This is a genomic window from Parabacteroides caeci (assembly GCF_023656795.1).
GTDB classification, from domain to species: domain Bacteria; phylum Bacteroidota; class Bacteroidia; order Bacteroidales; family Tannerellaceae; genus Parabacteroides; species Parabacteroides segnis.
Window position 1 is genome coordinate 1 of record NZ_JAMOKT010000004.1, and the last position, 14,678, is coordinate 14,678.

A 14,678-nucleotide genomic window follows, 5' to 3' on the forward strand; every position below is an offset into this window, starting at 1 on the left:
TGCCATCAACAATGAACTGATTAAATTACCGATCCATGTCTTTAACGATTTCCCAAAACCGGCGGACATAAAACCCAGTAGCCTTATCCATATAAAATTCGGTTTATGCGGGGACTATACCAACCTGGCAATATATGCCATGCGATCTGTAGGGATACCTGTTACAACAGGAAGTATTCCGCATTGGGGACATAGCAATAATAGCCACGCGTTCAACCTTCTAAATGGCGAAGACGGAAACTATTATGATTTTGCTGGAGGTGAGCACCATCCGGGGGATCATCTCAAACGTTTTGATGGCATACCGAAAGTCTATCAGAAAACATTTTCCGTACAACAGACCTCTTTAGTGATGACAAATACATCTAAAGAAGAAATTCCTGCATTCTTCAAAAATCCTTTCATGAAAGATATTACAGAGCATTTTCCTGCTATTCATCCGCAGACCGTATCCATCGTACCTCGAACGCAAATACCGCGAACCCAAACATCTCGAAGCCATACCTCCGGCATTCGTCGGTGGCAGATTCCAGGGGTCGGATTATGTGGATTTCCGGATAGCGGAAGATTTATATACGTTCACAGAAGCTCCAAGTTTCAAGTATACCACTATCGAGGTGAATCCTAAAAAGAGTTACAAATATTACAGATACCAGTCTTCTCCCAATCTACGGGGAAATATGGCTGAACTGGAATTTTACGATACAAATAGTCAGCAAATACTAAAAGGGGAAATTATCGGAACAGACAACACCAGCATCTACAACCCGCATGCGACCAAATATAATGTATTCGACGGAGACCCTCTCACCTTCTTCCACACACGCGACAGCATGAGTTGGGCTGGTCTGGCATTATCCAAGCCGGCACATATTAACAAAATACGCTATATCATCCGGAATGATGACAACGGAATACGAAAAGGAAATCTCTATGAACTTTTCTATATAGATGAATCGGGTGCATGGGCCTCTGCCGGAAAACAAACGGCAGAGCAGGATGAATTATTAATATATAAACAAATCCCCCAAGGTACTTTATACTGGCTACGCAATTATACCAGAGGAAAAGAAGAACGGATATTTACGTATGAGAAGGGGAAACAGGTTTGGTGGTAAAAATAAGTCATAAAGCCGGAGAAATTTACCTTTCGCTACAAAAGAAGAGCGGTGTGAAACTACCGATGAGTAAAGTGCCTGTCTTTGGTCGTTTCCTGAAGAAAGTAGGGGTAATGACGCACCTGGCGAGCAGGGGGCGGTTGTATTTGGTGGTTGAAAAGTAGGGGATAGTGGTAGATAGAGGGGGGGTTGTTGTAGATGAAAAATATCTACCACTGTATGCTAAGTTGCTGATAAATAGTTGGCTTATTCGTATGTTGTAGATGTTGTAGGTGATTTGTGTAAATATAATTTAGCCCAGGTGCTAATAGGATGATTCGCTTAATACATCTAATCGCAATCCAATAGAAGCTGACATTAAGAGGTTAAATAATTATAAATCAGAGATTGTTCCATAAATTCTTTTTTTCTTTGCAGAAAAATTGGGAGGTATGCACCCTGTGCGTATCTCCCCAATTTATTGAATAATAATAAGGTTACGTCTGATGGCTGAAAATAATAAGGTTAACTCGGTTTCTTTCTTTAATTCTCGTCTTACTTCCATCATAAGTATCGCCCTGGTGCTTTTCCTGCTCGGGTTGATTTTGTTGATGGGGTTGCTTGGAAATCAGTTGTCGGTTTATGTCAAGGAAAATATATCATTTTCTATTGTATTGAAGGATAATCAGAAAGAAGCAGATATCAAGAAGATGCAGAAAAGCCTGGACGCGCTTCCTTTTATCAAATCTACCGAATATATATCGAAAGAACAGGCTGCGAAGGAACTGGAAGAAGAATTGGGTGAGAATCCGGAAACCTTCCTCGGCTTTAATCCGTTGCAGGCATCTATCGAAGTGAAGCTGCATTCCGAATATGCAAACCCGGACAGCCTACAGCATATCGAAAAGAAAATCAAAACATATACCTCTGTATCCGACCTGCTTTACCGGAAGGATATGATGCAGATGGTGAACGATAATATGAAGCGCCTGAGCATTATCCTGCTCACATTGGCTGTTATGCTGATGGCTATATCGTTTGTCCTGATCAGCAATACGATCCGTTTGCTGATTTATTCCAAACGTTTTTTGATCCATACAATGAAATTGGTGGGAGCTACTTCCGGGTTTATCCGGCGCCCTTTTGTGCGCTATAATGTGGTAAGCGGTATTTTTGCATCCATCCTGGCAATATTAATGCTGACCGGTTCGTTATATTATTTACAACACGAATTGGACGGTTTTATCCAGCTATTGGATGTGAAGGCTTTACTGGTTGTATATGCGGCGGTGTTCTTGCTGGGAATCCTGTTGTCGGTAACGGCTACCGTATTTGCTGTAAACAAGTACCTCCGTATGGGTGTTGATAAGTTGTATTATATATAATAAACAAAAAGAGATGGCTAAGAGAGATTTTGCTTTCGGAAAAGAAAATTTTATTCTGATCGCGGTTGCTGTGGCGGTGATCATTGTGGGTTTTATGTTGATGAGTGGCGGTGGTTCTGGTGATACAACCAGTTTTAACCCGGAGATATTCAGTGCACGTCGTATCGTTGTTGCTCCGGTAGTAACTGTGATCGGGTTCGGCCTGATGATTGTAGGAATCCTGAAAAACAGCAAAGGTAAAGAAATCGCAGAATGAGTTGGTTGGAAGCCTTGGTGCTGGGGATCGTACAGGGACTGACGGAGTATCTTCCCGTAAGCAGCAGCGGACATCTGGCTATCGGATCGGCGCTGTTCGGAATTGAAGGGGAAGAGAATCTGGCATTTACAATCGTAGTCCATGTGGCTACGGTATTTAGTACATTAGTTATACTCTGGAAAGAGATCGAATGGATATTTCGCGGCTTGTTCAAGTTTCAGATGAACAGTGAGACACGTTATGCGATCAATATCCTGATCTCCATGATACCGATCGGTATTGTCGGAGTGTTTTTCAAAGATACGGTCGAATCTATTTTCGGATCGGGTTTGCTGATAGTCGGTTGCATGTTGTTGGTGACAGCGGCGTTGCTGGCCTTTTCTTATTATGCAAAACCCCGGCAGAAAGAAAATATTTCGATGAAAGATGCTTTTATTATCGGCTTGTCTCAGGCTTGTGCCGTTTTGCCCGGACTTTCACGTTCCGGAACAACGATTGCCACAGGTTTGTTACTGGGTAATAATAAAGCGAAACTGGCTCAGTTCTCCTTCCTGATGGTGATTCCCCCGATTCTGGGAGAGGCCCTGTTGGATGTATTGAAGCTGGTAAAAGGTGAAGATATCGCCGGGGATATCCCGACGCTTTCGCTGGTTGTCGGTTTTGTAGCGGCTTTTCTGTCCGGTTGTCTGGCTTGTAAGTGGATGATCAATATCGTGAAGAAAGGAAAGTTGATCTACTTTGCTATTTATTGTGCAATAGCCGGTCTGGTTACTATTGCATGCACATTGATGAAGTAAATTAGAATGGATTTTATTGCAGGAGAGGTATTATATTTTAACAAGCCGCTGACGTGGACTTCGTTCGATCTGGTGAACAAGTTCCGCTATAAATTATCGCGGAAGCTGAAAGTAAAAAAAATAAAAGTCGGACATGCCGGAACGCTCGATCCGTTGGCTACCGGAGTGATGATCGTTTGTACCGGCAGGGCAACCAAAAGGATCGACGAATTCCAGTATCAGACGAAAGAATATGTCGCTACCCTGAAGCTGGGAGAAACGACCCCTTCTTTTGACCTGGAAAAGGAGATAGACGCCGTATATCCGACGGAACATATAACCCGGGAGAAGGTGGAAGAGGTACTGAATTCGTTTGTAGGAACGATACAGCAAATTCCGCCGGTCTTTTCGGCCTGCAAGGTGGAGGGGAAACGTGCCTATGAACTGGCGCGTAAAGGTGAAGAAGTGGAGTTGAAGTCGAAGACACTGGTGATCGATGAGATGGAGTTGCTGGAATGCAACCTGCCGGTCATTAAGATCCGTGTGGTGTGTAGTAAAGGTACTTATATCCGTGCTTTGGCGCGCGATATCGGTGTAGCCCTGAATTCGGGTGCCCATCTGATCGGATTGGAACGTACCCGGATCGGAGATATAACATTGGATAAATGCATGAATCCGGAAGATATCGATGCTTTTCTGGATGAAGCGGTAGAAGAGGCTTGTCCCCGCACTTGATGCGGGGCCGCAAAGGAACAAGCGATATGGTCTGTTCCAATGCGATCCCGTGTCGGGCACGGGAATTAGTCTGATAAATGATAAGAATAAAAAGAAAATAAATAAAGTAACATTATGAAGCTATCTAAATTCAAATTTAATTTGCCGCAGGAACTGATCGCTCTTCATCCCGCAAAGAACAGGGATGAGTCCCGTTTGATGGTTGTACACCGCAACACCGGGGAGATCGAACACAAAGTATTTAAAGACCTGTTGGAATATTTTGGAGAAAAAGATGTATTCATCTTCAACAACACAAAAGTTTTCCCAGCCCGTTTATATGGTAACAAAGAAAAGACCGGTGCACGTATCGAAGTGTTTTTGTTGCGTGAACTGAACGAAGATCTTCGTCTTTGGGACGTGTTGGTCGATCCGGCCCGTAAGATCCGTATCGGTAATAAACTTTATTTCGGAGAAGACGATTCGATGGTTGCCGAAGTGATCGACAATACGACCTCCCGTGGCCGTACCCTGCGCTTCCTGTATGACGGAAATCATGATGAATTTAAAAAAGCATTGTATGCGTTGGGTGAAACTCCGCTGCCTAAATATATCGACCGTCCGGTGGAAGCCGATGACGAAGATCGCTATCAGAACATTTTCGCTACGGAAGAAGGTGCGGTGGTTGCTCCGGCAGCCGGTCTGCATTTCAGCCGCGAATTGATGAAACGTCTGGAGATTAAGGATTGCCGTTTTGCTTTCCTGACTGTTCATTCCGGATTAGGAAACTTCCGTGAAATCGACGTGGAAGATTTGACAAAGCATAAGATGGATTCCGAGCAGATGGTCGTGAATGGAGATGTTGTGAGCATTGTGAACGAGGGTAAGGACGACGGTCGCCAGATCTGTGCTGTCGGAACTTCCGTGATGCGTGCGATTGAAACGGCAGTAAGTACCGACGGACACCTGAAGGAATTCGAAGGATGGACCAATAAGTTCATTTTCCCTCCTTACGATTTCAGTGTGGCTACCAGCATGATCACCAATTTCCATATGCCGCTGTCGACTCTTCTGATGATGACTGCTTCATTCGGAGGATACGATCTGATTATGGATGCCTATGAGGTAGCCCTGAAAGAAGGATACCGTTTCGGTGCCTATGGTGACGCAATGTTGATTATCTAAGACACGGTTTATGGCTATCGCATACCTGGCTTTAGGTACGAACATAGGAAATAAAAGACGGAATATGATAACGGCCGCAGCGCTGTTAGCTGAAAGGGTGGGAGACGTTCTCGCCCTTTCCGGTTTTTATGAAACGGAACCCTGGGGGTTTCAGTCGGAAAATACGTTCCTGAATGCGGCTTTGCAGCTTGAGACGGCTCTGTCTCCGCTTGAACTTTTAAAAGCGACCCAGGAGATCGAGATCGAGATGGGGCGTACGCAGAAAAGTAACGGTGCCTATCATGACCGTATCATCGATATCGATATTCTGTTGTATGACGACCTGGTCATGCAAACTCCGGAGCTGACTTTGCCGCATCCGCTGATGCATGAGCGTCTGTTCGTGATGGAACCTTTGGCCGAAATTGCCCCGAATGTAATTCATCCCGTATTTAAAAAGCCTGTTATTTCTCTGTTATAAAAGGCAACATTTTGTAACTTCGCACTGTTTTCACATAAATATAAAAGATAAAACAATGAACGATATAGAAAAAATCCTGACCGGTGGAGGAATGGTTTTCAAGAAAAAAGCCAGCGACGAAAATACCGGCGACAAGAAAATCAAATATTCTGACTTTCTGAGAGGTACCCATAAATCAGGCTCTGCCAAAATGAAAGCCGAGTATAAGTACAAGAAAGCGCTTCGGAATACTAAAAAGAAAAAATAATTTTCAATTTTCAATTTTGAATTGTCTATTATTCTTATCTTTGCATCCGAATTGATGTGGATAGATTTGTATTGCTTGCAACCACAGGAAAAAATGCTAAAAACAAGATACTTTTCTTAGCCGTTCGGCATATATGGTCCTTCCGTTATCAATTCATTATTAATAATCAATTGTCAGTCTCAGGTTCCGGTCTGTAGTTTTTATAACTGTCAACTGTCGCTTGTCATCTGTCAACTAATTTAAAAGTAATGAGTTATTTATTCACCTCCGAATCGGTGTCCGAAGGGCACCCCGATAAAGTAGCCGATCAGATATCGGATGCTTTGCTGGATGAGTTTCTTGCGTATGACAAGAGCTCGAAAGTTGCTTGCGAAACCCTTGTTACAACCGGACAGGTTGTCTTGGCTGGAGAAGTTAAATCAAGTGCTTATGTAGATGTGCAGGATGTTGCACGCAGCGTGATCGAAAAAATTGGTTACACCAAGAGTGAATACCAGTTTGAAGCGAAATCATGTGGCGTATTCTCTTCTATCCATGAACAGAGTGGCGATATCAACCGTGGTGTGGAACGCGAAGACCCTTATAATCAGGGTGCCGGCGACCAGGGTATGATGTTCGGCTATGCTACCAATGAAACAGAGAATTACATGCCTTTGGCTCTCGATCTCTCACACAGCTTGTTATGGGAACTGGCTAAGATCCGCAAGAACGAAAACGACCTGATGCCTTATCTCCGTCCGGATGCAAAGAGCCAGGTCACTATTGAATATGATGACAACGGCAAGCCGTTGCGCATCGATACGATCGTTGTATCGACTCAGCATGACGAGTTTATCGGTCCGAAAGGCATTAGCCAGGAAGAAGCCGATATCGCTATGCAGAAGAAGATTGCAGCCGATGTAAAGAGTATCCTGGTACCGCGGGTAAAAGCCCAGTATCCGGCTCATGTACAGGCTTTGTTCAACGATGATATCATTTACCATGTGAATCCGACCGGCAAGTTCGTGATCGGTGGCCCTCACGGGGATACCGGATTGACCGGACGTAAGATCATTGTGGATACATACGGCGGAAAAGGTGCCCACGGTGGTGGAGCATTCTCCGGTAAAGACCCTTCGAAGGTTGACCGTTCTGCCGCTTATGCTGCCCGTCATATCGCCAAGAACCTGGTGGCTGCCGGTGTGGCTGATGAAATGTTGGTACAGGTATCTTATGCAATCGGTGTCGCAAAACCGATGAACATCTTCGTGAATACCTTCGGCCGTGCAAATGTAAAAATGACAGACGGTGAAATCGCTGAAAAGATCTGGGATCTTTTCGATATGCGCCCGAAAGCCATTGAAGAACGCCTGAAACTGCGTAACCCGATCTATCTGGAAACAGCCTCTTACGGTCATATGGGACGTAAGCCGGAAACGGTTACCAAAACATTTATATCCCGCTATAACCCACAGCCGACAGTCTGCGAAGTAGAGTTGTTTACCTGGGAAAAGCTGGATTATGTAGATAAAGTGAAAGAAGCATTCGGAATTTAATATCCGGAAAAATAATTTTAAAAAAGGATATGCCATCTGCGGTATATCCTTTTTTTATCTTGTTGCCTGAATTTGTTTTCGTTTTAATTGTGTTTTATCAGGTACTTATAGACTTTTAACTAAAGAAATATAATTAACATATTCCGCTCCGAAATTTCCGAATAATGAAAGAGAAATTGAAAACTTAAAACCTTACTGATGTGTTCTTAATATCCAACGGTAAATGTTGTTGAGTTAGGATATGAGTGTTAAAAATTATCTATATTTATTTATGTCTTTATGGCTGCATATTTCTTGTATAAAAGAAGAAATTAAGCCCTGTCCTCCCTTGCAAATAAATATAGCTGTTAAAGATAAAAATTATTTTAATATCAACAATGTGGAATTGGAAGAATATAAGGAAGAAAATCTGTCTTTTCGGGAATATATTCCTACTCTTTATTATACCTTGTCAGATGTCAATACAGGAGAGGTAATTGAACATAAAAATGTATTTAATATAATAGGAGATGAAAAAGTATATTCTGTCGGATTATCAGATAATATTCCGTTTGGAAAATATGTATTTACCGTATGGGGAGGATTATCGGATGACAGTCCTTTAAAGGATGATCCTCAAAAAGCAATTTTACACATTGGTAACCGGGAAAGCGATGACCTTTACCTGGCCGATGATACACTGGTATATGATGCGGAGAATTATCTCTATACTGTAGATATGGAACGTGTAAAAGGTAAATTAATCGTTCATCTGGTAAATTTACCTCGTTCTGCAAATCATTCCGATAACACAATTGACAGTCTCTTTAAACGAGTGGACCGTCACTTTAATTACACTGAATCAACATCCGTCTATAAACGATTTGACCGGCAGGATGTTCAGGAAACTGTTATAAAAACAGTATTGGCGCCTTCCGGAAAAGATCGATATTCGCTGTTAAAACTAAACTTCTACGCTACTGATAAGTACGATCTTTCGACTTTCTCTCCCAAAGGAATGAATATTATCCTGAAGAGAAATGAACTGACTGTATTAAGATATGTGTACAACGGTAACGGAGAATTTTTGATTTACATGTTGGTAAACGATAACTGGGAGCAACAGCACGGTTTGGTAATCAACTGACAAATCAGTAAGTAACAATTATTGTTTCACTTTAATTTTCAAAATGATGAAGAAGTTTTTATGTTTAGCAGCGACAGGCATGTTCTTGTTCTCTGCATGTAGTAACGATGGTGACCCGAAAGATGATCCGGGTCCGGAATCCGGAACAGGACAGGAATTGATCCTTCGTGTGGCTAATACCGGTGACGGTCTGACCACAAAGGCAGGACGTCCGCTATACAGTTCGGAGGCGACACAGACTATCGATAAAGTGAAGGTCGCGATATTCTCTTTAGGAACGGGTGATGCTCTCACCGGCTGTGTTTTTGATAAAGAGTATAATCAGTGGAGCGACGCATCTTCTCCCTCCGGAATTATATATAACGGTTCCGCAAATGACGGCTCTGCGGATCATGGGCGTTATACGACATTGAATCTGAAAACCGAGATTACAAACGGAAGTAATGTCGGCCTGGACCCGGGTAATTACTTAGTCTATGCGATCGGTTATACCTCTTCCGGCTCTAAGTATGCCTATGCTCCGGCTCTTACCGATATCGTAAAAGACTGGTCAGGCGCAAATACGTTTAGCTATGTAACTGCAACGACCACAACAGATGGAGAAGAAGTATTTGCCGGTTCCATCCAAAAAATTACCGTAGACGCCAATCGGAATTTTACATTGACGGCCAATGTCGCTAACAACGTTCTTTATCTCCACCGCCAGGTGGCAGGTGCTTTCGGTTATTTTAAAAATATTCCGGCTAAAGTAGATAATAAAGACGCTGTTACCCTGCGTTTGGTAGCCTCAGCAAAAAACACACAATTAGAAATGACTAATTTCAATAGTAGCTTCAGAAAAACGGGAGGAGCGAACGTGAAATATGTCGTAAACGGAAAAACTTCAGCAACAGCAAACGCCAAATTCCATGATGCAGCAGGAGCCGACAATGCAGTTATTCTCTATCAGATTACATTAAGCGACTGGTTCACTGCCAATCCGATGGATACGAACGACGATGGTCTGTTAAACGACCAGGATGCCGGCACCGAACAGTTCCCTACCTGGGCGATACCCGTAGCTATGCGTGCTGATTTTAATGCGAAAAAAGGAACCGTATTTGCCGGTAATTTCGTTATACCATTTGCCAACCAAAATAGGAGTACATTAGAATTGCAATTATTAGACGGCGCCAATACAATTATAAAATACTGGACGGTAAATCTGGCAACAGCCCAGACAAATGTTGTAAATAAAGATAACGGAACAATCGCAAACGAATCGACCGGTAGTTATAGTTTCGTGCGCAACCATTTATATACCATTGGCGAGAAGACAATGGCCAAACCCGGAGATCCGGAAAATCCCGGAGGAGGAGAAACCGAAGAGCCTGAAGATCTTTTCAAAGGACAAATCATAACGCTTCGTGTAAACGATAACTGGGAATTCATCCATAAGTTAGTCGTTGAATAAGGAGAATATATCCTGATAATAACAGGCGAGGCGATTCCAACATCGCTTCGCCCTGTTTCCTGTACAATCAATACATATATCCGGCACTTTTAGAGTTTAATAAATCATGAGAAAGTATATACCTCTGTTAATCATTCTGTTTGCTTTTTCCGTACTTAACATACGTACGGCAGAGAGCCTGACACGCAAAGCATTAGTTGCTCCCGATTGCTTGATCAATAATTTGGTCAATGTGGCGAAAGTGGCTTCCGGTGTACAAAATATGGATTATTTGCTGGATGAGAATCTGAATAATTACGCCACGTTCAGCGGGGTAGTCGGAGTAGATGTGGCGGTAGGTCCTGTTGTACGGATCAAGGATCTTAAAAATGTATATCCGGCAGGTACTACAGCAGGTTTTTGCATACAAGCGGGGGGAAATAGCAGTATTTTATCCCTGAATGTATTGAAAGGCATAGGTATTATGTTGTATAAGGGAGGGACACTTCAGGAAACAATTCTCGTAAAAGAGGGGCAAAATACAAGTGCGCTTAGTCTTCATCTGATACAACTGCCTGGGCAACAGGAAGCAGTGTCTTATCTAACCGTCTCGTCTACCAAGGATTTTGATGAGATCGGCCTTGTAAATACAGGAGTCGCTTTGGCTGCTATCGGAGAACTGAAGATCAGGTATGCTTTCGTGGGGGATGCTGTGGAAAAAACATTGACTACCAATAATTCGATAGCCGGGTTAAGTGCAAACGGAGCTCCTGTACTAGCTGTTAGTAATGCAGGAAACTTGATCACTCCTAATCTGACGGATTTCGCTACGGTCAGTTCCCTTATCGGAACTGCCTATGTCGAGTTAGCTTGGACTAATGATTATCCCGCCGGAACTGAAATAGGTTTTAAATATAAAGATGCAGGAATATTGAATATTAGTTTACTTGCCACGACGAAGCTGATACTTACTGATAGTAAAGGTAAGACATCTACTACAACCTTAGATCCCTCTGTCCTGGGATTGGGAGTCCTTTCGCAAGGAATGGTTCAGGTATCTGTCGTTGCCGACCAAGCCTTCAATAAGGCAAGATTATCTTTTACTAGCGCAGTAAGCACAAGTACTAAATCTGTCTATTACGGTTATATCTATGACCCTCTGACAGTCCCTCACCATCACAATTTAGGGCTAACCGTGAATACCGCGATTTGTGCGGAGCAAACGACTTACCAACTTACGGGAAACAGTGACATCACAAAATGGGAGGTGGTCAGCCAGCCCTCCGGAGAAAATGTAGCCGTCTCATCTACCGGAACGGTTACGAATATGACAGCCGGTGTAACCGGTGACTATGTGTTCCGGGCAACAGCCTCTGATGGAGATACCGGACTGGTAACCATCATCAAAGGGATACAGACTGCAGTATCCGATGCCTGTAACCAACCTGTAGCCGGTGTATCCTTGTCGACTGCTATCAACGAATCCAGCGGAAGCCTGATTTCATTGAGTAATATGACTCATAAAGAGAATATTATCGATGCCAGTATGAGTACTTACGCCGAATATAACGGAGGCTTGAACATTGCAGATAACTTACAGATCGTAGGTATAAAAAAGAATGGCGGAACTTTTAGTGATGGTACGGCAAAGAGGGTTGGTTTCGTTGTTGAGTCCAAGTCTACGTTATTAAGCGCTAATCTGCTCCAGTTCTTCCAGATAAGGGTCTATAATAACCAGACAAAAACGTATGAAAAGGTAATAGATAATACAAACGTAATATCGGTTGGGGCTATCGGTAGCGATTCTTCTTTGAAAGTTCGTTACAGTATTGTTGTTCCTGCCGACAAGAATTTCAATGAAATAGCCTTATGGAAAAGTGGCGTCCTTTCCACGGACATTTCCACATTACGCATTTATGGCGCATTTGTCGAACCGGCGCCCCTGAGTTGTTATGGCAGTCCGATTGACTGTAGTACGACGATCATATCGACGGATAATACCGGGGCAGCTATCAATTATGCGGCAACCGGAATCAATGCCTTAGCAAGCGTTGGCGGTACAATATTGAACCTCGAAAATCTTATTGATAATAATCCGGCGACCTATACCTCTGTCAACGGTATAGGTGTAGCTTCTTCCATAAAGATAGCAGTTAAGGTGGGCGGTGTATTGAATGCGACTCATAATTTGGGGTTGATCATAGACCAGTCGACTTATCTGGCAGGTGTTGCGGTCGGGAACTGGATGACTATGGAAACCTATTATAAGGGCACTTCTACAGGCGAGACGCTTACAAACTGGAGTGTGTTGGGCTTGGATGCTATCGGCTACGGAGATAAGGAATATTTGATGATGCGCCCCAGGAGCCCCTTTGATGAAGTTCGTATTACGGTGAACGGTGTGGCCGATCTATTAAATAATCTGAAGTTATACGGCTTATTTTTTCGTCATGATATCGATGGAGATGGCATACCGGATTGTATCGATGAGGAATCGTGTCCGGGCGACCGTACCGGTCTTACTAATGTCAATGTGGGGCCGATTTGTCAAAACAACAATCTTACGGTTACCGGTAGCGGCATTCAGGGGAATAATTATACCTTGTTTTGTACTGCCCTCGGTATCAATGGACTTTCTTATTCCATAACGAGTGCCGACGGCTCTTTTAGTTGGGTGATCGGTCCCATATCCACATCCGGACGGTTTGATCTGATCGTGAAAGATAAGAATGGAAAGATCGTATCCGATCCGTTTTTTAAAGTGCATCCTTTGAATACAACCTGGAAGATCAATCCGGAAAATTCCGATTGGAACCATTGGGAAAACTGGACCAATGGTTCGCCGCTGATATGTACCAACGTGACCATTCCTTCTGATTGCAATATTTATCCGGTTCTGACCAACATAGAGCAAAACGGATGTAATAATATTTATTTTGAGTCCGGAGGAGAGGTCGTAAAAACTCATCTGTTGATCTATCAAAAAGCCTGGGTAGACCTGACGCTTAATCCGGATCGTTATTATATGCTTGCGGCTCCGTTGAAGAGTATGGTAACCGGGGATATGTTTATTCCGGCAGGAGGAAATCCGGCACCATTTACATCGCTGAATGTTGGTTCAGCACCGCAAAATCGTTTTAATCCCCGTATTTATCAACGTTTATGGGCCAGTGATGCTGTCGGTCAAACATTGAGGAATGGAAAAGTAACCGTAAAACCTACGGAAACTCAATGGACGGAGCCATTTAATGCATTGGCGCAGGAATACAGTATGGGAAAAGGTTTTTCTCTGAAAGCTGTGCAGGGTACAGCTACTTTGCCGCTCATATTTCGTTTCCCCAAGGAACATACCGAGTATGAATATGTGACTACGAACAATCAGGGTACGGGCATAAAAGAGACTATCGCCCGTTCGGGAGTCGGTCGTTTTATCTATGAAAATAATACCCAAGGTGTTTCCTTCCCGATCTTGGTTACATTGACAAATAAAACGGCCGGAACATATTTTCTGGTGGGAAATATGTTCATGTCTCACATAGATATCTCTGAATTTATGAAAGAGAATCCCGGGGTAAAATCTGTGCAGGTTTATGATGGCAATAGCAGTAATTCCACTATCAAAGCAGATGGGCAGCTATTAAGTAACGGTGTCGGTTATACCCGGATTGCCCCCATGCAGTCATTTTTCATAACCATAGAGTCTCCGTCTGCCAGCCAATCGGTCAGGTTTACGGAAGCTATGCTGGTCTCTGCTCCCGGCACGGAAAATAAGTTGAAAAGTACGGTTGTCCCGGCACAGCCGGATCCTGCCTCTCTTTTTTTGACCGCGTCCGCCGAGCAGGCGGAGAGCAACGCCTTGATCCGATGGAATCCGATGGCGGATAAAAAATATGTGGCGGGAGAAGACGCTGGGATTCTTATCGATAATGAAGTTCGTCCCTCTGTCGCTCTTTTCAGTATTGCGGATGAAAAAGCACTCGATATCCAGCAACTTGACGATGCTGCGGAGATCCTGCTTGGATTTTATCTGCGGACTCCTGCGGATGTAAGTTTATCAGTTCGCAAAACAGAAAATGGGGAATGGACCGGGTGGAACCTGTTCGATGCAGAGAAAGGACTACAATATTCACTCGATACTCCTGAAACAACAATCGTATTGGGGAATCTCTCAACCAATGTCGGGCGTTTTTATCTGAGAAAAGAGACAATGACCAATAGTGAAAACGGTATATCCGATGAAAACCGTATCTTCTGTTACAAAGAAGGAACGGATGAGGTGGTCGTGCGTGCTACATCTGCAACAATGACCCGTTGCGAAGTTTACCATGTTAGCGGACGGTTGGTCGATTCGGTATCCTATCCGGCAACTGAATATCGGTTACGCTTGTCTCCGGGTATCAATCTGATTAAGGTTTATATCGATGAAAAAGTACCCTGGGTACTTAAGCTCAGCAACTATTAATAG

14 protein-coding genes are annotated in these 14,678 nt (G+C 43.4%); all 14 read left to right on the plus strand.

The window, feature by feature from the left end; all coding sequences use genetic code 11:
* A partial coding sequence (locus NBH15_RS02790; protein WP_250821941.1) for a transglutaminase-like domain-containing protein occupies nucleotides 1-628 on the plus strand: 628 nt, incomplete at its 5' end.
* Nucleotides 629-680: 52 nt separating this feature from the next.
* On the plus strand, nucleotides 681-1,118 hold the full coding sequence (locus NBH15_RS02795; RefSeq protein WP_250821942.1) for a hypothetical protein: 438 nt from the start codon (nucleotides 681-683) through the stop codon (nucleotides 1,116-1,118).
* Nucleotides 1,112-1,282: a DUF3874 domain-containing protein gene (locus tag NBH15_RS29195; RefSeq protein WP_287626341.1), complete on the plus strand. Its 171-nt coding sequence runs from the start codon at nucleotides 1,112-1,114 to the stop codon at nucleotides 1,280-1,282. Before NBH15_RS02795 ends, NBH15_RS29195 begins: the two co-directional genes overlap by 7 nt.
* Before the next feature lie 321 nt (nucleotides 1,283-1,603).
* Nucleotides 1,604-2,482, plus strand: coding sequence for a cell division protein FtsX (locus tag NBH15_RS02805; RefSeq protein WP_009859624.1), 879 nt, complete (start codon nucleotides 1,604-1,606; stop codon nucleotides 2,480-2,482).
* Between the two features lie 13 nt (nucleotides 2,483-2,495).
* On the plus strand, nucleotides 2,496-2,738 hold the full coding sequence (locus tag NBH15_RS02810) for a DUF3098 domain-containing protein (protein WP_128135715.1): 243 nt from the start codon (nucleotides 2,496-2,498) through the stop codon (nucleotides 2,736-2,738).
* Complete coding sequence (locus NBH15_RS02815) at nucleotides 2,735-3,535, plus strand: undecaprenyl-diphosphate phosphatase (RefSeq protein ID WP_186959440.1); 801 nt, start codon at nucleotides 2,735-2,737, stop codon at nucleotides 3,533-3,535. Before NBH15_RS02810 ends, NBH15_RS02815 begins: the two co-directional genes overlap by 4 nt.
* A gap of 6 nt (nucleotides 3,536-3,541) precedes the next feature.
* Nucleotides 3,542-4,249, plus strand: coding sequence for a tRNA pseudouridine(55) synthase TruB (truB, locus tag NBH15_RS02820; protein ID WP_250821944.1), 708 nt, complete (start codon nucleotides 3,542-3,544; stop codon nucleotides 4,247-4,249).
* Nucleotides 4,250-4,363: 114 nt separating this feature from the next.
* The gene (gene queA, locus NBH15_RS02825) at nucleotides 4,364-5,413 is read left to right on the plus strand and encodes a tRNA preQ1(34) S-adenosylmethionine ribosyltransferase-isomerase QueA (RefSeq protein ID WP_010800578.1); all 1,050 of its coding nucleotides are present in this window, start codon (nucleotides 4,364-4,366) and stop codon (nucleotides 5,411-5,413) included.
* Between the two features lie 10 nt (nucleotides 5,414-5,423).
* Nucleotides 5,424-5,873, plus strand: a complete 450-nt coding sequence (gene folK, locus NBH15_RS02830; RefSeq protein WP_128135713.1) for a 2-amino-4-hydroxy-6-hydroxymethyldihydropteridine diphosphokinase — start codon at nucleotides 5,424-5,426, stop codon at nucleotides 5,871-5,873.
* Between the two features lie 55 nt (nucleotides 5,874-5,928).
* Nucleotides 5,929-6,120 (plus strand): hypothetical protein, encoded by a 192-nt coding sequence (locus tag NBH15_RS02835; RefSeq protein WP_009859618.1) that lies wholly within the window; start codon nucleotides 5,929-5,931, stop codon nucleotides 6,118-6,120.
* Between the two features lie 248 nt (nucleotides 6,121-6,368).
* Entirely contained in the window at nucleotides 6,369-7,655 is a 1,287-nt protein-coding gene (gene metK / locus NBH15_RS02840) for a methionine adenosyltransferase (protein WP_009859617.1), read from the plus strand.
* Nucleotides 7,656-8,034: 379 nt separating this feature from the next.
* The gene (locus NBH15_RS02845; RefSeq protein WP_244050682.1) at nucleotides 8,035-8,781 is read left to right on the plus strand and encodes a hypothetical protein; all 747 of its coding nucleotides are present in this window, start codon (nucleotides 8,035-8,037) and stop codon (nucleotides 8,779-8,781) included.
* Nucleotides 8,782-8,827: 46 nt separating this feature from the next.
* On the plus strand, nucleotides 8,828-10,234 hold the full coding sequence (locus tag NBH15_RS02850) for a hypothetical protein (protein WP_250821945.1): 1,407 nt from the start codon (nucleotides 8,828-8,830) through the stop codon (nucleotides 10,232-10,234).
* 106 nt (nucleotides 10,235-10,340) lie between these two features.
* Nucleotides 10,341-14,675, plus strand: coding sequence for a hypothetical protein (locus NBH15_RS02855; protein WP_250821946.1), 4,335 nt, complete (start codon nucleotides 10,341-10,343; stop codon nucleotides 14,673-14,675).
* Nucleotides 14,676-14,678: the final 3 nt, after the last annotated feature.